24 protein-coding genes and 1 riboswitch are annotated in these 16,938 nt (G+C 63.7%); of the genes, 11 read left to right on the forward strand and 13 right to left on the reverse strand.

Annotated elements, in window-relative coordinates; genetic code table 11:
* The first annotated feature begins 373 nt into the window (after positions 1–373).
* Both P9272_RS36100 and P9272_RS26880 read left to right on the forward strand, forming a co-directional pair.
* Positions 374–553, forward strand: coding sequence for a hypothetical protein (locus tag P9272_RS36100; RefSeq protein ID WP_347404071.1), 180 nt, complete (start codon positions 374–376; stop codon positions 551–553).
* A 373-nt stretch (positions 554–926) separates the two neighbouring features.
* Positions 927–1,481, forward strand: coding sequence for a hypothetical protein (locus tag P9272_RS26880; RefSeq protein ID WP_128260781.1), 555 nt, complete (start codon positions 927–929; stop codon positions 1,479–1,481).
* Between the two features lie 181 nt (positions 1,482–1,662).
* Here P9272_RS26880 and P9272_RS26885 read toward each other — a convergent pair whose 3' ends face one another.
* Complete coding sequence (locus tag P9272_RS26885) at positions 1,663–2,307, reverse strand: response regulator transcription factor (protein ID WP_128260782.1); 645 nt, start codon at positions 2,305–2,307, stop codon at positions 1,663–1,665.
* Positions 2,304–3,707: a sensor histidine kinase gene (locus tag P9272_RS26890; protein WP_128260783.1), complete on the reverse strand. Its 1,404-nt coding sequence runs from the start codon at positions 3,705–3,707 to the stop codon at positions 2,304–2,306. Before P9272_RS26890 ends, P9272_RS26885 begins: the two co-directional genes overlap by 4 nt.
* Positions 3,708–4,227: 520 nt before the next feature.
* Here P9272_RS26890 and P9272_RS26895 point away from each other — a divergent pair.
* On the forward strand, positions 4,228–4,413 hold the full coding sequence (locus P9272_RS26895; RefSeq protein WP_278162900.1) for a hypothetical protein: 186 nt from the start codon (positions 4,228–4,230) through the stop codon (positions 4,411–4,413).
* 418 nt (positions 4,414–4,831) lie between these two features.
* A complete protein-coding gene (locus tag P9272_RS26900; RefSeq protein ID WP_278162901.1) occupies positions 4,832–4,984 on the forward strand; it encodes a hypothetical protein in 153 nt (50 codons plus the stop codon).
* Between the two features lie 130 nt (positions 4,985–5,114).
* On the opposite strand, the gene P9272_RS26905 is transcribed toward P9272_RS26900, so the two are convergent.
* The 3 genes from P9272_RS26905 to P9272_RS26915 all read right to left on the reverse strand — a co-directional run bounded on the left by P9272_RS26905 (position 5,115) and on the right by P9272_RS26915 (position 6,078).
* Entirely contained in the window at positions 5,115–5,273 is a 159-nt protein-coding gene (locus P9272_RS26905; RefSeq protein ID WP_278162902.1) for a hypothetical protein, read from the reverse strand.
* Between the two features lie 179 nt (positions 5,274–5,452).
* The gene (locus P9272_RS26910) at positions 5,453–5,833 is read right to left on the reverse strand and encodes a YkvA family protein (RefSeq protein ID WP_278162903.1); all 381 of its coding nucleotides are present in this window, start codon (positions 5,831–5,833) and stop codon (positions 5,453–5,455) included.
* Between the two features lie 62 nt (positions 5,834–5,895).
* Positions 5,896–6,078, reverse strand: a complete 183-nt coding sequence (locus P9272_RS26915; protein ID WP_036258067.1) for a hypothetical protein — start codon at positions 6,076–6,078, stop codon at positions 5,896–5,898.
* A gap of 244 nt (positions 6,079–6,322) precedes the next feature.
* On the opposite strand from P9272_RS26915, the gene P9272_RS26920 reads away from it, so the two are divergent.
* Positions 6,323–6,472: a hypothetical protein gene (locus tag P9272_RS26920; RefSeq protein WP_112100506.1), complete on the forward strand. Its 150-nt coding sequence runs from the start codon at positions 6,323–6,325 to the stop codon at positions 6,470–6,472.
* A 34-nt stretch (positions 6,473–6,506) separates the two neighbouring features.
* On the opposite strand, the gene P9272_RS26925 is transcribed toward P9272_RS26920, so the two are convergent.
* Both P9272_RS26925 and P9272_RS26930 read right to left on the reverse strand, forming a co-directional pair.
* On the reverse strand, positions 6,507–6,842 hold the full coding sequence (locus tag P9272_RS26925; protein ID WP_128260786.1) for a hypothetical protein: 336 nt from the start codon (positions 6,840–6,842) through the stop codon (positions 6,507–6,509).
* A gap of 141 nt (positions 6,843–6,983) precedes the next feature.
* Positions 6,984–7,886: a GNAT family N-acetyltransferase gene (locus tag P9272_RS26930; protein ID WP_278162904.1), complete on the reverse strand. Its 903-nt coding sequence runs from the start codon at positions 7,884–7,886 to the stop codon at positions 6,984–6,986.
* A gap of 145 nt (positions 7,887–8,031) precedes the next feature.
* On the opposite strand from P9272_RS26930, the gene P9272_RS26935 reads away from it, so the two are divergent.
* The 3 genes from P9272_RS26935 to P9272_RS26945 all read left to right on the forward strand — a co-directional run bounded on the left by P9272_RS26935 (position 8,032) and on the right by P9272_RS26945 (position 10,573).
* Complete coding sequence (locus tag P9272_RS26935; RefSeq protein ID WP_278162906.1) at positions 8,032–8,856, forward strand: Ku protein; 825 nt, start codon at positions 8,032–8,034, stop codon at positions 8,854–8,856.
* A gap of 107 nt (positions 8,857–8,963) precedes the next feature.
* On the forward strand, positions 8,964–9,221 hold the full coding sequence (locus P9272_RS26940) for a metal-sensing transcriptional repressor (protein ID WP_128260789.1): 258 nt from the start codon (positions 8,964–8,966) through the stop codon (positions 9,219–9,221).
* Positions 9,222–9,229: 8 nt separating this feature from the next.
* Positions 9,230–10,573, forward strand: coding sequence for a cation diffusion facilitator family transporter (locus P9272_RS26945; RefSeq protein ID WP_278162907.1), 1,344 nt, complete (start codon positions 9,230–9,232; stop codon positions 10,571–10,573).
* Between the two features lie 104 nt (positions 10,574–10,677).
* On the opposite strand, the gene P9272_RS26950 is transcribed toward P9272_RS26945, so the two are convergent.
* From P9272_RS26950 to P9272_RS26970, 5 genes are all read right to left on the reverse strand, one after another.
* Complete coding sequence (locus P9272_RS26950) at positions 10,678–11,577, reverse strand: DUF1259 domain-containing protein (protein WP_278162908.1); 900 nt, start codon at positions 11,575–11,577, stop codon at positions 10,678–10,680.
* 155 nt (positions 11,578–11,732) lie between these two features.
* Positions 11,733–12,680 carry a DMT family transporter gene (locus tag P9272_RS26955; protein ID WP_278162909.1) on the reverse strand — a complete coding sequence of 316 codons (948 nt, stop codon included), beginning with the start codon at positions 12,678–12,680 and terminating at the stop codon, positions 11,733–11,735.
* 126 nt (positions 12,681–12,806) lie between these two features.
* A complete protein-coding gene (locus P9272_RS26960) occupies positions 12,807–13,403 on the reverse strand; it encodes a hypothetical protein (protein ID WP_278162911.1) in 597 nt (198 codons plus the stop codon).
* Positions 13,404–13,551: 148 nt separating this feature from the next.
* Positions 13,552–14,292, reverse strand: a complete 741-nt coding sequence (locus tag P9272_RS26965; RefSeq protein WP_278162913.1) for a CbtA family protein — start codon at positions 14,290–14,292, stop codon at positions 13,552–13,554.
* 46 nt (positions 14,293–14,338) lie between these two features.
* Positions 14,339–14,548: a CbtB domain-containing protein gene (locus tag P9272_RS26970; protein WP_128260795.1), complete on the reverse strand. Its 210-nt coding sequence runs from the start codon at positions 14,546–14,548 to the stop codon at positions 14,339–14,341.
* Positions 14,547–14,691, reverse strand: a riboswitch (adenosylcobalamin (AdoCbl) riboswitch). It overlaps the preceding gene by 2 nt.
* Positions 14,692–14,776: 85 nt before the next feature.
* Here P9272_RS26970 and P9272_RS26975 point away from each other — a divergent pair.
* Complete coding sequence (locus tag P9272_RS26975; RefSeq protein ID WP_278162915.1) at positions 14,777–15,349, forward strand: histidine phosphatase family protein; 573 nt, start codon at positions 14,777–14,779, stop codon at positions 15,347–15,349.
* Positions 15,350–15,515: 166 nt separating this feature from the next.
* Positions 15,516–15,788, forward strand: coding sequence for a PilZ domain-containing protein (locus P9272_RS26980; protein WP_128260797.1), 273 nt, complete (start codon positions 15,516–15,518; stop codon positions 15,786–15,788).
* A gap of 233 nt (positions 15,789–16,021) precedes the next feature.
* On the opposite strand, the gene P9272_RS26985 is transcribed toward P9272_RS26980, so the two are convergent.
* Positions 16,022–16,543, reverse strand: coding sequence for a DUF6428 family protein (locus P9272_RS26985; protein WP_278162916.1), 522 nt, complete (start codon positions 16,541–16,543; stop codon positions 16,022–16,024).
* Between the two features lie 42 nt (positions 16,544–16,585).
* Here P9272_RS26985 and P9272_RS26990 point away from each other — a divergent pair, with 42 nt between their 5' ends.
* Positions 16,586–16,936 (forward strand): metalloregulator ArsR/SmtB family transcription factor, encoded by a 351-nt coding sequence (locus P9272_RS26990; RefSeq protein WP_128260799.1) that lies wholly within the window; start codon positions 16,586–16,588, stop codon positions 16,934–16,936.
* Positions 16,937–16,938 lie beyond the last annotated feature (2 nt).

Below are 16,938 nucleotides of genomic sequence, written 5' to 3' on the forward strand. Positions count from 1 at the left end.
GAGCGCTGACTGCGTTGGCGCTTGTTGTCGCGCCTTTCAGTCTCTCCGTCGATGGTGCCGTTGTGACCAAGGCCTATGCCGGCAAAGGCGGCAATGGCGGTGGGAACAGCGGCGGCAATGGTGGTGGAAACAGCGGCGGGACGGCAGCGGCAATAGCGGCGGGAACGGCGGCGGGAATAGCGGAAACGGCAATAGCGGCGGGAACAGCGGAAACGGCAATAGCGGCGGGAACAGCGGAAACGGCAATAGCGGCGGGAACAGCGGAAACAGCAATAGCGGCGGGAACAGCGGAAACAGCAATAGCAACAGCAGCGGGAACAACAGCTCGAGCAACAGTGCCGGCGGGGCAAGCGCCGCTGATGCCGACAGCCACGTGAACGCGGCGACCGGCGATAAGGTCGAGGCCACCGCCGGCAGCATTCAGGTCACGCACCGCAATGGAATGAAGGAGACGATCGAGAACGGCCGGTTCAGGATGGAAGACAAATACGGACGCACCATCGTCGACCGCAAAGCCACCATGGCCGATCTCAATCGCCTGAATAGTTTGTGAGAGTACAGTTTGTGAGAGCGAGGTTTTATCCGGATTAGATCTTAAGGGATCGAAGGTCAGCGCTGCAAAATCAGGTTGCCACCTTTTGCTTCGTCTCTGCGGTCCTGATCGTCTTGCGATGGAATCTGGCTACTCACCTTACCCCCGCCTCCGTGCGGGGGTAATTTTTTCAAGCTGCGGCGATGTTTGCTGTTGAGACATTGGTCACCCATGGCGGCGGAAATGGTCTGATCGGCTGGAGCATGGGTCGTGGGCCGCTTTCGTCGCGCCGCCGGAATGTGATCCTTGCCCCTGTCAAGAGACCGGTTCCACCTCGGCTGTGCCGCGAGCGGAACTTCGGCACACCGAGGTGGAACCGGCAAGAAGGAAAAGAATGCGCCAACCCGCCTGCAAAAGGCTAGCTGACCTCTCGCTGCGCCTCTCTGTCGCGCTGGCGGTGTTGGTCGCGCCCTGCCTGTTGGCGCCGGGCAAGGTGACAAAGCTCGTGTCCGCCGCCTACGCCGGCAACGGCAACAGCGGCGGCAATGGCAATGGCGGAAATTCGGGTTCCGGCGGCGGTTCCAACTCCGGCTCCGCTGGTGGCTCCAATTCCGGCTCCACGGGCGGCTCGAATTCCGGAAGCGCCGGCGACGACGGTAACGCCGGCAGCAATTCCAACAACAGCGATGCCGGGGGCGGCAACCCCAATGCCGGGCCTGGCAACAACAGCGGCAAGGGCAATGCCAGTCCCGGCGGCAAGAACAGCTATAGCAACCCGGCAACCGGCGACACGCTCTCGATCGACGGCAACAAGGTCACCGTCGTCCATCGCAACGGCATGAAGGAAGAAGTCCAGAACGGCCGTTTCGAGATGATCGACGCGCAAGGCCGCACCATCATCAATCGGCAGGCAACGGAGGAGGATCTGAATCGTCTGCTGAACTTGTGAGGGCCGGGAGAAGCTACCCTCTTTTGCCGCGCCTTGCACGTCACCCCCGTCTCCCTGAGGCGGGGGTGATCTGTGTTGGGAGGCGGGGAACTGAAGAACTGAAGAAAGCGGGCAGTCACCGTTTCATTGTCGCCTCAGCTCTCCACGCAATATTTCCTCATTTCCTCAATTCTCCAGCCCCTCAGTTCCTCTCCCTCGCCTCATGCATCAGCAGCGCCGCTTCGGTGCGGTTGCGGACGTTGAGCTTGGCGAGCACCCTGGTCATGTGATGCTTGACGGTCTTTTCCTGCAGCGACAGCCGGGCGGCGACTTCCTTGTTGCTCAGTCCCTCCGCGACGAGCTTCAGGATTTCGGCCTCGCGGCCGGTGAGTTGGGCGAGGGGGTCCGGCTTGCTGCCGGTGGGCTGCAGAAGGTCGGAAAGCAGCCTGGCCGACAGGCTCGGCGAAACATAGCTCTGGCCGTTGGCGACATCGCGCAGGATCTCAGCCAGCGCCTTGGAGCCGACGCCTTTCAGCACATAGCCGCGCGCGCCGGCCTTCAGCGCCTGGGCGACGTCGGCATTGGTCTCCGACACCGTCAGCATCACGACCTTCTGCTCAGGCGTCGCTGAAAGGATGCTGGCAAGCGCGTTGAGGCCGCCGCCCGGCATGCTGATGTCGAGCAGAAGGATATCGGGCGTGCTGGCGCGCACCAGCCGTTCGGCGTCCTCGGCGCTGGCGCCTTCGCCCACGAGTTCGAAGCCGCCTATCTCGCCGAGGCTGCGCGCCACGCCCTCGCGAAACAGTGGGTGGTCGTCGACTATTGCGATGCGGATGGATGTGCTCACGGTTGCTCCTCGACAGACAAGGTGATCACCAGTCTGGTTCCTCCGGGTCCGGTCAGTGTCTCGAATTGACCGCCTATGCTTTCGATACGTTCTCTCAGGCCCGCAAGCCCAAGTCCCTCGCTTCGGGCCGGGTCGAAGCCGGGGCCCGTGTCCACGACCTCGACGAGAAGCTTACCGCCTTTCGTCGTGGCCCTGACCTGCTGGCCCTTGCCCTTGCCGTGCCGGAAGGCGTTGTTCAGGCCCTCCTGCACGAACCGATAGATGCTGATCTTTTCCGAGGTGCCGAGTTCCGGCAAGCGCTCTGGCAGGGTTAGCAACACATTGGTGCTGGTGCGGCGCTCATGCTCGGCCACCGCCAGCCGCAGGATGTCGGCGATGGCCTGCGTTTCGATCTGCGGCAGCACCAGCCCGTTGCAGATGCCGCGTATCTCGCGCATCGCTTCGCCGAGCGTCTTGTGGATTCCGGCGATCTCGGCTTCGCGCAGCGTGCTCGACGTGGCCGGATCGACCAGCGCCGGGCTGTCCATCCTCAGCGCGGCGAGCGCCACAAGTTGCGCCGGCCCGTCATGCAGGTCCGCGCCTATGCGCCTCAGATAGCGCTCGTTGATGGCGGTGGCGCGGCGCGAGGCGCGCTGAACGCGCTGCCGCAGCGACGAGTTCTGCGCCAGCGCCGCCTGCAATTCGGAGACCTTGGCCTCGAGCGCTGCCTGCTGCGTGACGATGGTGCGGCTGCCGCGGAAAACGATGCCCGAGAGCAGGGCAAGCGCCGCCGCCGTGGCGCCCGCCACCACCAGCCAGCTCCACAACAGGGCCGAGTGCAGGGATTCCTCGAAATCGCCGGACAATTCGTAGAATTCGGTCACGGCCACGACCTCGCCCGACCAGGGTTCGCGCACCGGGTTGTAGATCTCGAGCAGCGGCACTCCCATCGACCGTTCCTTGTCGTCTTCCTCGTCTTCGAGCCTGTTATAGTTGTATTTGACCATCACATTGCCGGCGAAGGCGGCGATGAGGTTGGCATTGGGCTTGATCTGCCTGCCGATAAGGTTCGCGTCCTTCGAATAGAGGATTCTGCCGTCGCGCCGCCACAGCTTGAACGATACCAGCCTTTTTCCGAGCGCCCCCTGGCCGAGCGTCTCGTCCAGCGCCCGCTTGACGGTGTCGTCCAGCTCCTGGCTCTTGCGCATGTCGGGCAGCAGCGGCGCGATCACGCTGTCGACATAGAGTGCGGTGGTGGCGGCGGAATTGTGCAGGACGCCGTCACGGATCTGCGATGTCACCCACAGCCCGACCACGAGCATCACCGCCAGAAGGCCGATGCCGCCCGCGATCACGAACTGCCAGGCAAGCGAGAGCCCGCTCCAGATTCCTGCAAGCCGTTTCAGATACCTCCCAAACATCGACACCATTCACCCACCCGTTCGCGACAGTATAGGCGAGGTGACGCAATTGCGACACCGACCTTGGTCCGTGCCGATGAGGAAGGTTAATGACGGGCCGTTGCCGGCCCGCCAGCAATTGCGATTAGCAAGCGGCAAGGTCACGCCCCGAATGGCAAATGCCCGCGTCGCTCCTGTTGGCGGGGAAGACGCGGGCCGGCTGCCACCTGAATTCTTGCAGCGCCGACAAAATCACCAATCCTGGCCCAGGTCCAGACCGAAAGACGTGTGCCTCGCGGAATATAGCGCCGCGCCACGGCCGTCTCGCTCCAGGGTGGTCCTGCCTCGGGCGTTGTGGACATGAATATAGCGATATCTATCGGGTGCCAGACTCCCGCGGCCGAAACGCTCTGTCCTCGCACAAAACCCGGGAACTCGCGACGGCATTTGCCCCCAAAAGAAGTCAGAGCCAGGGCCTTGATCGGCCGGAGACGCGCCGCTTATACGATGGACGTTACCTTGCTGTTTCTGGCAACGCAGTATGGACGTCGGCACAAAAAACCATAAAAGAAATCAGCGGCTGTCGATCTTTGAGCTCGAGGCATTGCGGGAAGCTTTCAGGCAGTCTGTTCGGGAGAACGACGTCACGGAAGCCGATTGGGCGCGGCACGCCGAGCATTTCGTCAAGAGCACGCTCCAAAAAGGCAGCCGGCTTATGCGAGGTTGAGCGTTCAGGCGTCCGGGAGCCGGATGGTTCCAGGCGGGAACGCTTCGGCCCTGGCTGTTCGGACCATTGCGCCGGCGCATAGGACCTCGGCGACAATTGCGGGCGCAGGTGGAAACGGACACTCTGTGCTCGCGTCGGCTCCCCCCAAGGAAACCCAATGGTCGGCGCTTTAGCCCGGCTTGCCTGTAAGAGAGCCGTACTCTTTTACCGCCAAGGCAAGCCGGGCTACCCTACTCCCTGAATGATCCAAGGCCGGTCCGTCGTCGTCGCGAGGCGCCGAAGGAATGTATGGCCGTGGCCATCGCAATGTGGCGGAACGAAAAGCAGGTCAGTCGCGTTCTAGGCCGCGATGTCGAGGAGTCCCCACCATCATAACGCCGAAAAGCCGTTTCAGGCCTCAACAGACGAGGCGGAGCGCTTGGCGCGTGCGGAAAAGAACGCCAGGCTGAAGAAGCTTCGCACCCACGCTTCCTGGCTGGTGCTCGATCCGCAGGCGCATTTCCAGGAGGAGATCGACTGTTCGGCCCTGCTCGGCGACCTGTCGATCCGAAAGGTCGGCCGCGACGGTTAATGCATGTCGCCCAGAAGTGCGCGGCGGTTTTGGGACAAGGACATGCATCAAAACAGGGTTAAAGCGCGTCGCCTGAATCCGTTTCATCGACGCGCTCTAGGGCAATTCCAGGAACGCGGCTTTCAGCCCGTCACGCGACCTGCAATCCGGCCGCGGCATCCTCGCGCGCGATCTCGATCAGCCGCGCGATCGCCCATGGCGTCATCAGAGCAAGAAAAGCGCAGAGATTGAGGAAGATCGATCGTGCCAGATCGAACCCGCTGTGATCGTAGCAGACTGCAAACTCCATAACGCCTTACCCCTTTTGACCCACCTGTAGCGCATGTAATTTCGCTCACCCTTGAGCATGAGCCTGATTTGCATCGAATACAAGGTGCTGCTAATGCAGCCGGATATGCGCCGTGCTGGCGCAAGAACTTCCAGTTCGACAACAATCGACGCCGTCCGGTCGAGTCCAAACAGGCGGGCTTAGGCCGGCTTCGGCCAGAACAGCCAGGTGAGCGCCAGCGCCGCCAGCACCCAGACCGCGATCATGAAGGCGAAACCCGCCTTGCTGATCGGCTTCTCGCGTCGCGTGGCTTCTTCGCGGAATTCCCGCATCAGGTCGGGCGGCACCAACCTGACCGCGAGCATGATGCCGAGAGGCACGATCACCAAATCGTCCAGATAGCCTATGATCGGGATGAAGTCCGGTATGAGATCGATCGGGCTCAGCGCATAGGCCGCGACGGCGCCCGCGGTGGCTTTTGCGTACCAGGGCACGCGCGAATCACGGGCTGCGATCCAGAGCGCCACAGCGTCGCGCTTGATGGCGTGCGCCCATTGCTTTGCCGAGTCCAGAGCCGACATGAGCCTATTCTATACGGCTGTGCGGGTCTTCAGGCCAACGGACGAACGCTGGATTTGGCCTCTCAGGCGCAGTCCTTCAGCTCGACAACCTCTACGCCGAGGCGGAAAGCCTGGCCATCCGCGTAGGAGCGCGCATATTGCTCGGCTTCGAAGGGGAAGATGAGCGTCGTGCCGTAGGCGGTGACGCGGACCGTCCATTTCTGTCCCCTGACGAGTTCAACACCGTGAAGCTTCGCCGTCACCATCTCACCCTCCTCAGATCCGGCACTTCAGCAACATCCGCATAACGCCGCGAAAGTCATTTGAATACAAATAATTCGACTCAATCGTGTCGTTGCGATGTCGATTCCTACATTGGGTCGTTTGCGTCCGTGAAATGGTTCACCGACAGAAGCTTTTTTTGCCGCCGGCCGCGGGCGGGGTGCATGGCGATCGGAACCGAGGCGGCCCCAGGCGGGTTGGAGTCATGGCCCTGCACAGGAGGTCTCCATGATCCGCAAGCTGAAATCCGGCGAATACCGGCTCTATTCGCGCAAGATCGATCCCAGGACCGGCAAGCGCCGCAATCTCGGTACCTTCAAGTCGCGCGAAGCCGCGGAAAAGCACGAACGCGAAGTCCAGTATTTCAAGCGGCACTAGTTGTTTTTCGTTTTCGCCACCGATGGCGATCGCATCATCCATGCGGTGTCGGCGGGGTGCGCGGGCGAGGGTGGCCCGGCACGTTGGAGCCGATGTGGTCGAGGTCGCAACGCCGCGTCAGCATCTCGACCGATCCGGTGTCGACGGTCACGCGCCCCAGAACCTGCACGGTCGTTCGTCCGAGATCTTCGTCGACATGGACGACTTCGCCCTCAAGCCTGAGCTTGTCGCCCGCCTTGGCGTTGGGCTCGACCATCGAATAACTGTGGCTGTCGCCCTCGAGCGTCAGCGTCACGCGGTCCTTGACGCGCGCGGTCACTGTCGCGACCACCGCCACCCTATCGCCTATTTCAACAACGGGCCGTGTCATTGCGGCCTCCTTTCTGCTCCGCGCGGTCGTTGGACGGGAGCCAATTGGCTGACGACATGACGGATGCCGGTAGCTGCTGAAATAAACGGAAAAACAAGTGTTTGGTTGCCTCTGCCGTGCCTGCCGCCACGGCCCGGCCGATCACATGAAGCCGGGATTTCGCGGCAGATACTGCGTCCAGCCGCCATAGCCGGGCGATGCCATCAACAGCATCGGGAAGGTGATGCGCATCCCTTGATCGACCGCAAGGGCAAGCGCGCTCTCGCATGTGCCCGGGAGGAAGGCTGATACCTTTTCGACCGAGCGATCTGCCGCCAGCCGCAATGCCGTTGCGAAGGCATCACGAAGAAAATCCGGCCGCGTCACCGCCAGGGGCCCGATATGCCCGCCGGCGCTGAGATAGCTGTAGCCGATCGCCTCGCTCCCGGCGAGGAGCAAGACACCTGTCGTCGCGGAATCGGTGCGCAGATAGCGGTGGTGCTTCTCCCGCGAGACGCCCAGGGCACTGGCGTCGATCTTGATGAGTTTTTCCATTGTCGCGGCGCTGCCGTCCATTTCGATGGCGCGCAATGGCGATTGAGGCAACGCCTTGGTCACTTGTTCGCGCGCGGCGCCGAGAAAGTAGATCGGCGTTTTGGGAAACAAGCCGTGCCGCATGTAAAGGCCCTGCGAGACACGGTTGAAGGTGAACGTGATGAGCGCCCTGTGGACTGCGCCCGATTTGCGGGCGTGCTGCATGGTTCGCTCCAGCAGCGTATTCCCGATGCCGTGGCCTTGTCGGCCAGGATCTACGAAAAGCTGGGCGAGAAACCAGATGTCGCCGCAGGCCCAGCTCCAGGCGAAGCCCGCAATTTCCCCGTCGTCTTCCGCCACCCACAGGCCGTCGGGGTCGTCCTCGAGTGAGAACAACTGGAAATTGGGCGGACTCGTCGCCGCCATCGGGCCGAAGCCGTGCCGAACGGTAAGCTCATTGATGCTGCCGACCACCATGGCATCGGTCGCGGCCAGGTCATCGGCGCGAGCAGGTCTGTAAACGAGCGACATGGAACAACCTCAACCATTAGAGCGCGAGCCGCCGTACGGATCATATCAGCGAATCATGCCTGCCGTCTTGCTGTGGCTTGGCCCGCGCGGAACCACGCGGGTCGCCAGATGTTCCTGTTGATCGCAACGACAACAGGAATGGCACATGGTTGCGCCACGCGCGGTCTGGAAGGGTTTTCTCAAGGTCGGGTCGGTGTCGTGCGGCGTGAAGCTGGTCGGCGCGACCAGCGAAACCGGAAAAGTTCATTTCAAGATCCTGAACCGCAAGGACGGCCTGCCGGTGAAAAGCGCCTACGTCGACGAGCAGACCGGCGATATCGTAGAGACTGAGGACCAGACCAAGGGCTTCGAGGTGGAGAAGGACGATTTCATCGAGATCGAGCCGGATGAGATCAAGAAGCTGAAGCTCACCTCGGCGCATACGTTGGAGGTTGACGAGTTCGTCGCCCTTGACGAGATCGACACCCGCTATCTGCAAAAGCCCTATTACCTCGTCCCCGCCGATGGCGCCGCGCTCGAGGCGTTCAGAGTGCTGCGCGAGGCGATGAAGAAGAAGCGCGTCGCCGCAAGATCCTGCGTGGTGCTCTACCAGCGCGGCCGCGAGGTCGTCATCGAGCCTTTCGGCAAGGGAATGCTGCTCACCGAACTGCGCACCCGCGACGAGATGGTCTCGGAAAAGAGCGTCTTCGAAGACCTGACGTCACCGAAATACGACAAGGACCTGCTCGAGATTGCCGAGCTTTTGATCGACAAGAAGGTGACGAAGTTCGATCCTTCGAAGTTCGAGGATACCTATGAGGATGCGCTGATCGCGATGATCGATGCCAAGCGCAAGGGTAAGAAACCGCCGAAGGCCGCGCCACCGCCAAAGGAAAATGTCGTCGACCTCGCCTCGGTGCTCAGGAAGAGCCTTGCCAAGGAAGGCATAAAGGCGCCCTCGAATGCCAAGCCTGCCCGCAAGTCGGCCTGATCGGGCGATATGACGTCCAAGTTCGGGATAGGCGGATCCGCTGACACAGCGGGAGGTGGTCTTTCGCCTGATTGCCATATCCTACCCTGGGGGATAGGATCGGTGCCATGACGATACACGGCTCCCATCCCGACATCATCGCCCGGCTCAAGCGCGCGCACGGCCATCTCGCGGCGGTGCTCACCATGTTCGAGCAGGGCCGTTCCTGCCTTGACCTCGCGCAACAGCTCCATGCCGTCGAAAGTGCCGTCGGCAACGCCAAGCGCGAGCTTATCCACGACCATATGGAGCATTGCCTTGTCGAGGGCGGAGAGCCGACCAGGGATACGCTGAAAGAGCTGAAGCAGCTCACCAAATATCTGTGAGGCGGCTCATGTTGACGAGGATTCTCGACTGGTTCGGCTTCGGCTCGCACGGACATGGCCATGGCGGGAACGGCCATGGCAGGCACGGCCATGACCATCACGGGACGCACGGGCACACGCATGGCGTGATCGACGCGACGATCGCCACGACTGCGCGCGGCATCTGGGCGATCAAATGGTCGTTCGTCATCCTGGCGATAACGGCCGCGCTGCAACTCGCCGTCGTCGTCTTTTCGGGTAGCGTGGCGCTGCTTGCCGACACCATCCACAACATCGCCGACGCAACGACCGCCATTCCGCTCTGGATCGCCTTCGTGCTGGCGCGCCGCAGGCCGACTCGAACGTTCACCTACGGCCTCGGCCGCGTCGAGGACCTTGCCGGGATCACCATTGTGCTGATCATCCTGGCCAGCGCGCTGGTTGCCGGTTACGAAGCGATCGATCGCCTGTTCAATCCGCAGCCGGTGCGCTTCCTGGGCTGGCTCGCCGCGGCCGGCGTCATCGGCTTCCTCGGCAATGAGGCGGTGGCCGTCTTCCGCATCCGCGTCGGCCGCCAGATCAACAGCGCGGCCCTGATCACCGACGGCTATCACGCGCGCACAGACGGGCTGACCAGCCTTGCCGTCGTTGCCGGCGCGATCGGCGTCTGGCTTGGCTACCCGCTCGCCGACCCGATCATCGGCCTGCTGATCACCCTCGCCATCTTCGGCATCGTCTGGCAGTCGGCGCGTTCCGTGCTGACGCGCATGCTCGACGGAGTGGAGCCGGGGCTGCTCGACGAGGTTCATCACGCGGCCGACCATGTGGCCGGGATCGACAGGGTGGTCGACGCGAAGGCCCGCTGGCTCGGCCACAAGCTGCATGTCGATGTTGAGATCGCGGTCAATGACGGGCTGCTGCTCGCCGCCGCCAACAACATTGCCGCTTCGCTCAAGGCCGAGCTCTTCGCGCACATTCCCGCGCTCGACGTCGCCACGGTGCGCTTTGCCGCGCCCGGCGCCGAGGGTGGCCACCACCATGCGCCTGACCCGTTCCTGGTGTCGGGCAAGCTGGCCTGCGGGCTGCTCGAGATCGTCGACACGCCCCAGGGCGAGCGCATGCGGCTGCGTCTCTCGCGCCATGCCGAGGGCCTGCGGGCAAACGTCGCCATTGAAAGGGCGGGCGGCGCCGTCGAAAGCCTGCCGCTGTCTCCGGTCGGCGGCGACCACCACTATCTGCAAAGCCTCGTCGCTCCGGCCGAGCCGCATGAGTTCAGCGCCAGGCTGCAGCTTGCGGCCGGTCAGGACAGCGAGGACCTGCCCTTCGCCATGGCGGAACCGGAAGGGCATCACCACGAGCACGCGCATGAATGATACAGGCGCGCTTTGACAAGCAGCGCGAGATTTACCTGGCGGTAGCCCCGCTGGCTCTTGCAGTTCAGAGGTGTCTGAACTCTGCCTCGGCCGGCCGTGAAAGATCAGCTACCCGTCCTGAGGTGTGCTTGATCGAGCGCCAGCTTCAGCCCTTTGGCCAACTTTCCGACATCGTCATTTGCCCAGAAGTGCACGAAGAACAGCCGGGGTTGTTCGTCGAGCATGTGGTTGTGCACGGCGGTCACCTCTATCCCGCTTTCCCGCAAAGCTCGTAGCACCGGATTCACTTCAGATGCGATCAAAACGAAATCGCCGGTGATCGCGGCCTTGCCATCGCCGGTGGGCTGGAAGTTGATGGCAATCGCGGAGCCCATTGCATCGGGCACGTCCATGCCATCGTCTTTGATGGTCTCCGCGCGCGGGATGCTGATCTGATAAACCCCGCCGTTGACCTTGCCTTTGTGGCCAAGCGCCTTGTCAATGGTTTGCGTGTCCAGATCGATCGCTTTGGAAGCAGCGGCGGCGCTCGCCGGTGCGTCCGACAGTGGCGTTCCACTTTGCTGCAGCGCCAAATGCAGCGCTGTGGCCAATTTTTCCGGATCGCCTTGCCCCAGGACGTGCATGTACATCGTCTCTGGCTTGGCCCTCTGCAGGTGATTGTGAAGGGCGGTGACCTCGATGCCGCTTTCAATCAGTTTCATCATCACCGGGCCGATCTCGGGTTCTGTCAACACGAGATCGCCCATCACCATGGCGTCGTGATCGCCCATGGGTTTGAATGCGAGCCACGAACCGAGCGCCAAGGCAGGCTTGAGTTCCAAGCCGTCGAGGGTGACTTTCAGGTCCGAACGAGGAAGCCCGACCCGATAGATGCCCCCTGATACCTCTTGGCCGGATTTCCCCAGTGCCTGCTGTACCGCCTTCCAGTCGGGTGCGGCAAGCGAGGGTTGGGCAATTCCAAGGGAGGCTGCCAGCGCGAGGCCAGTTATGATTGTTCCACGCATGATTTGCTCCTGTGTTCAGCCCAGGTGCCCAAGTGGAAAACGTCTGCCGTTCCGAGATGTCATCACGCTCGCGCAATTGTGATGCGCACTTGGTCGCCCAGGTCGCCGGCTTACGTGTTTTTCGCTGTTTCGGCTCGAGCCTCACGCGCAACGCGTCACCGCACGCTGATCAGAGCCGTGCCGGCGATCGCCAGCAGGGCGCCGGCCCAGGCGGCTGCGGTCGGCCTTCGCCCGCTGCGCAGCCACACCATCGGCAGGATGATGACCGGCGTCATCGACGACAGCGTCGAGATGATGCCGACATTGCCGGTACGCAGCGCGGCCATCAGGCAGGACATGCCGAGCGAGGTGCCGACGAAGGCGGACAGCACGGCGAGCCCGACCGTGCCGAACTGGACGGCCTCCCTTTTGCCCTTGCCGAACGGCGTTGCCGTGAGCGCGATGAACAGGATGACGGCGAGGCCGGAGCGCAGCGCCATGGCCGTGAACGGCTCGACGCCGGCCGCCATGGCCGGCCGCGCCAGAAGGGTGCCGATCGCCTGGCCGAGCGCCGTCGTGACGCCGAGCACGATGCCTGGTCCCATGCGGCCGGTGAGCGGCGGGCCGGGCACGGTGCTGACGGGCACGGTGGAAGGGGTGACGACCGGCATGGCCGGCGCCAGCTCGCCGCGCTTGCGGAACCGCCGCGGCATGCCGATGGCAAGCACGATGCCCGCAAGCACCAGCGCCACGCCCAGCGCTTGCCAGCGGCCGATGGTCTCACCCAGCACGAGGTAGCCGAGCGCCAGCGCGAAAGGCGAGGTGAGCGAGAAGAGCAGCGCCGTGATGCGCGGGCCGACCGAATAGATGGTCGCGAAATAGGTCGTGCTGGCGATGCTGATCCCGGCGAAGCTAGATCCGGCGAGCAACCAGAACTCCCTTGGTCCGATCGTGTGCCAGCCGCCGATCGCCAGCGACACCGAGCCGGTCATCACGAAGGTCGCGAGCATCTGCCAGCGGGCAAGCTGGAGGAGGGGAACCCGCCCCTTGAGCTCGCTGAGGAACATGGAGCTCAGCGCGCTGCACATGGCGGCGGTGACGGCAAGGGCTTCGGAGACGAACATGGTTGGTGGCTGCGGGTCCGTGCGGACGTCAGGTGGGTGGCGCTTCTTACGCCGGCTTGCGGCGGACAGCTAGCGCGGTTTACGCAATTCAAGACGAAGGTACGGCGAAGTCCCCCGGCCCAACCGTTACACGCTTTTCCTGGAATTGCCCCAGTCTGTGCCGCCACGCGGCGCGCCGAAGATCGACCAGCCGGCCCCGATCAGCGCGGCGATGGTCGCAAGCAGCGCCGCCAGGCTGGGCAGGTGGAAGACCATCTCCCGCCATCTGGGTTCGATCACCGCGCCGGTGCTGAAGGCCTCGTCGCTGAACTGGCAAAGGATCCACGACGCGCCGCTGCGCACCATGTCGGCGTCGATGTCGGAGATCAGCGCCTTCGCCTCGCGTTCGGCTGCTGGCATCGTGGCCATATAGGCGAGCAGCGCCTTGGCCGCGGCGAGATAAGCGTGGCTGCATTCGTTGAAGGGGCTCTGCTCGTCGCCGAGGCTTCCCGGCATCAGGCCCCAGAGGCAGTAGGTGAATTGCAGATTGCCGTGATTGTAGAGCCGCCTGAAGGTCGGGTCGGTCACGGTCTGGCGTTGGGCAAGGTCGAGGATGTCGCCGCGATAGCGCGCGATCACCGCCATCTGGCCGTGGGTGAGGCCGGGGATCTGGATGCCCGGGGGAGGCGGGGCCGACGAGCCGCTATGCGCTTGCGCTGATGTGGCCAGCAGGGCGAGCAGCACTGCAACCGAGCAATTCCAGGAAAAGTGTGCCGCGGTTTTCCGTCCGGAATTGCGAGAAAACAAAAGACCAGATCGGCTCAGCGGTCGTGTCGACCGTTGAGCCGATTTGGCCGCCAGGGCAAGCAACCGTGGCGGCCAAGGCATGGGTTCAGGCGTAGCGGCGGGCGGAGCCGCCCTGGTCGCGCACCGCGACCAGGCGCTCGACGGCGGCGCCGAAGCCGAGGCCGACGACCGTCCACAGCACGAACTGCATGCCGAGCGAGGCGACGCGGAACTGCCATAGCACCGTCGCGGAGAAGTCCTCCGGCACTTCGTTGATGTCAGGAAGAGCTGCCTTCACCAGCGCGAACACCACCAGGAAGGCGAGCGCCGCGACGATCGAGGCATTCCAGGCGCCCAGCCGGTTCCACAGCCGCTGCGCAAGGCCAACCGCTGCCACCATCGCCACGATCGAAACCACGATCATGATGAAGAACAACTCGGTCCGGTAGGCGATCGTTTCGGCGTTGCCGACCGCGGGCGGGTTGGCCGGGTATTTGAGGCTCGGAACCACGATCACGGCAAGGAAGCCGAGCAGCGCGATGAGCGCCGAAGTGCCGCGCGGCCCAAGCGAGCCCAGCCGACCATAGGCATAGGCAAAGACCAGCGAGAACAGCCCGCCGAGCGCCGCGCCATAGACCAGCACGCCGGTTGCCAGGCCGATGCCTGCCTGCGTGGCGCGGCTGACCATCTCGGGCTCCGGCGCGCCGCCGGCCGCCTGGGCCTGCTGTTCCTCGAAGGCGATCGCCTTGTCAACCTGCGGCTCGCCGTAGACACGCGCGAAGGCGAACGCCAGAATCCCCGCCACAAGCCCGACAAGCATGCCGCGCAGCAAAAGTTTTCCGACCATGTCACTAACCCTTTATGGAAAGCGGGTTCAGCGAGGCTGAAACCGCCTAGTGGCAGGGGAAGCCGAGCAGGTGGCGGCCGTCATGCACGAATTCGTGCACCGCCGTGCCACGGATCAGCGAGGTCGCGCCTTCTTCCGCGCCGACGAAATAGATCATCAGCATTAGCATCAGGCCGGCGAAGATGGCCCAGGGCAGAAGCTCGCGGACGGGAATCGCAACCGGGCCGTAGGTCGGGGCGAAGGTGGTGTCGGACATTTGACCTCCTGTGGGATGCTGCGTCCCGTTGATCCAACTGTGCTGCGGGATAAGGCCTGACTTTCGGCTGGTGCCGATCACAGTGGCGCGACCGTGCCGGACTCGCACCGGCTTCCAATCCCGTATAGCGCTAAAACACTTGTCAGCACTTCGTTCGCCTGTCAACGACATGTAATGGCCAACGCGGCTTCGCGCGGCCGAAATTTCACTGGACCACGGAGTTTTGGGATGTTCGCCCGCCTGACGATGATCGCAAGCGGCGCGACGCCCGGCATGCGCAAGGGCCGTTTTCCGAAGGACGAGGCGCCGGAGCCGAGCGCGTTCGACCGCGCCGGCGCGCTCGCTTCGTCGCTGCGCCGGGCCGACCGCGTCTGGGCAAGTCCGGCGCTTGCCGCGCGCAGGACGGCCGAGGCCCTTGGCCTGGAAGCGACGGTCGAGCCGCTGCTTGCCGAACAGGATTTCGCGCGTTGGGCCGGCCGAAGCTTCGAGGAGGTGCGGGCCGAGGACCCGGAAGGCATGGCAGCCTGGCTCGCCGATCCGGACGCCGCGCCCCATGACGGCGAATCGCTTGCCGCCGTCGCCCGGCGGGTTGCTGCGCTGATGGAGCGCCCGGCCGGCGAGAGCGGCCACACCATCGCGCTCACCCATGCCGTGCCGATCCGCGCCGCCATCGTGCATGTGCTGGGCGCGCCGCTCTCCTCGGTCTGGAAGATCGACATCGAGCCGCTGTCGCTCACCGAGTTCCGCAGCGACGGCCGCCGCTGGGTGCTGCATGCGAGCGGGGTGATCGCCGGCGGCTAGACGGTCGGGCGCGGGTCGATCCCGCGCGGATCCCCTCAAGCTTCGACAACCGTCAGCACCTGTATCAAGGCTCGTCGTTTCAGCGATCGCTAACGGAACGGAAACGCATCGCTGCTATCGTGCTGCCCCGTGGCGAGGAAACCCTTGCCCTAGGAGCCCGCCGGATATGGCCAATTATCCCGAGACCGAGCGCCGTCTTCATGTGCGCGAATTCGTGCTCAAGGAAGCCACGATCATTGCCGGGGCCGTAAAAGTCGGCTGCTCGGTCCGCAATCAGCACGAGCAGGGCGCGGAACTGCGCGTCCCCGCCGATACGGACATACCGGAACGCTTCCTGCTCGAGGTTCCAGCCGACGATATAACCTATCGCGCCTTGGTGCGATGGCGTCGCAACGACCGCATCGGCGTGGCGCTCTACAGCAACGCGCCGAGGGACTGATGGGCCGTCCTCAGCAGTTCGTGACTTGATCCTGCCCGGGCGGCATGCAACCCGGCACATGGGAACCGCGGCGCGTGCGTTCATTGGGGCCGATCAACTGGGACTTCGCGCATGAGCAGGACAGCCGTTTGGGTGGCGCTGACCGCTATCGTTCTCGTGGGTCTTTATTTGTTGCAGGCCAATGGCCTGATCAGATTCTGAAACGGCAGCACACCGCGGCGTCGTTCGCCGGGTCAGCAGCAGCGGCTCTCTCCGCAACACGCGTTTCCCATGGCCGCCTGTCCCGTCAGCCAGCGGTCACGCGGCTTGCAGCTCGCCGGCCGTGGCGAAAGCTCGACCTCGATGGCGCCGCCAACGACGCTTGGCTGAGCCGCGCGGTGCAGTTCCATCGGGCGGACGCCGTCGCTGACCTCGAAGGTCAGTTTCGCCGACTGGTCGAGGGCTACGTGATCCGAGACCTTGCGGATGATCGCCGCGAACTTGCCGGCCGGCATATGGACCGGCCCGCCTTCGTCTACGTCCCATAGCTGGACGAAGATCTCCGACCATGATTCCGGATTGGCCTCGCAATCCAGCGCCGAGAACTGCCCCGCCTTCACCTCGGTGACATGATAGCCTGGTTTAACCGGCCGCCCGTCATAGCGGAACACCAGTGGCCGGTCCTTGTGATCGGCCAGCGCCACCAGCAGGTCGCCGATGGTCAAGTCGGACGGGTCGACCGGGGTGACTTTTTTCGGGTTGTCAGAAGACAGCATGTCGGCTATTCCTCATTTCAATATTTCAAGGATTATTGAAACGTGGATGAACGTCAAGCCCTGATCGCCTTTGGCGCGCTGTCGCAGGAAACCCGCCTGCGCCTGCTGCGCCTGTTGGTCGTTGCCGGACCGGAAGGCATCGCTGCCGGCTCGCTGGCCGAACAGGTCGAGGTCTCGCCCTCCAATGTCAGCTTCCACCTCAAGGAGCTGGAACGGTCCGGTCTCGTGAGCGCGCGGCGTGATGCCCGCTCGATCGTCTACAGCGCCGAATACGACGCGCTATCCGGGCTGATCCGGTTCCTGATGGAGGATTGCTGCTCGGGCCGTCCGGAAATCTGCGCGCCGGCGCTTGCCGCGCCTTGCTGTCGGCCGGGCGAGGGGACCCGGCAATGATC

Origin of the sequence: Mesorhizobium sp. WSM4976 (assembly GCF_029625685.1) — a bacterium.
GTDB lineage: Bacteria > Pseudomonadota > Alphaproteobacteria > Rhizobiales > Rhizobiaceae > Mesorhizobium.

Bases quoted from the DNA above. Each gene is read 5' to 3' on its own strand.
- P9272_RS26880 (WP_128260781.1), top strand. From the start codon at position 927: ATGCGCCAACCCGCCTGCAAAAGGCTAGCTGACCTCTCGCTGCGCCTC.
- P9272_RS26890 (WP_128260783.1), bottom strand. From the start codon at position 3,707: ATGTTTGGGAGGTATCTGAAACGGCTTGCAGGAATCTGGAGCGGGCTC.
- P9272_RS26895 (WP_278162900.1), top strand. From the start codon at position 4,228: ATGGACGTCGGCACAAAAAACCATAAAAGAAATCAGCGGCTGTCGATC.
- P9272_RS26905 (WP_278162902.1), bottom strand. From the start codon at position 5,273: ATGGAGTTTGCAGTCTGCTACGATCACAGCGGGTTCGATCTGGCACGA.
- P9272_RS26910 (WP_278162903.1), bottom strand. From the start codon at position 5,833: ATGTCGGCTCTGGACTCGGCAAAGCAATGGGCGCACGCCATCAAGCGC.
- P9272_RS26915 (WP_036258067.1), bottom strand. From the start codon at position 6,078: ATGGTGACGGCGAAGCTTCACGGTGTTGAACTCGTCAGGGGACAGAAA.
- P9272_RS26920 (WP_112100506.1), top strand. From the start codon at position 6,323: ATGATCCGCAAGCTGAAATCCGGCGAATACCGGCTCTATTCGCGCAAG.
- P9272_RS26925 (WP_128260786.1), bottom strand. From the start codon at position 6,842: ATGACACGGCCCGTTGTTGAAATAGGCGATAGGGTGGCGGTGGTCGCG.
- P9272_RS26930 (WP_278162904.1), bottom strand. From the start codon at position 7,886: ATGTCGCTCGTTTACAGACCTGCTCGCGCCGATGACCTGGCCGCGACC.
- P9272_RS26935 (WP_278162906.1), top strand. From the start codon at position 8,032: ATGGTTGCGCCACGCGCGGTCTGGAAGGGTTTTCTCAAGGTCGGGTCG.
- P9272_RS26940 (WP_128260789.1), top strand. From the start codon at position 8,964: ATGACGATACACGGCTCCCATCCCGACATCATCGCCCGGCTCAAGCGC.
- P9272_RS26945 (WP_278162907.1), top strand. From the start codon at position 9,230: ATGTTGACGAGGATTCTCGACTGGTTCGGCTTCGGCTCGCACGGACAT.
- P9272_RS26950 (WP_278162908.1), bottom strand. From the start codon at position 11,577: ATGCGTGGAACAATCATAACTGGCCTCGCGCTGGCAGCCTCCCTTGGA.
- P9272_RS26955 (WP_278162909.1), bottom strand. From the start codon at position 12,680: ATGTTCGTCTCCGAAGCCCTTGCCGTCACCGCCGCCATGTGCAGCGCG.
- P9272_RS26965 (WP_278162913.1), bottom strand. From the start codon at position 14,292: ATGGTCGGAAAACTTTTGCTGCGCGGCATGCTTGTCGGGCTTGTGGCG.
- P9272_RS26970 (WP_128260795.1), bottom strand. From the start codon at position 14,548: ATGTCCGACACCACCTTCGCCCCGACCTACGGCCCGGTTGCGATTCCC.
- P9272_RS26975 (WP_278162915.1), top strand. From the start codon at position 14,777: ATGTTCGCCCGCCTGACGATGATCGCAAGCGGCGCGACGCCCGGCATG.
- P9272_RS26980 (WP_128260797.1), top strand. From the start codon at position 15,516: ATGGCCAATTATCCCGAGACCGAGCGCCGTCTTCATGTGCGCGAATTC.
- P9272_RS26985 (WP_278162916.1), bottom strand. From the start codon at position 16,543: ATGCTGTCTTCTGACAACCCGAAAAAAGTCACCCCGGTCGACCCGTCC.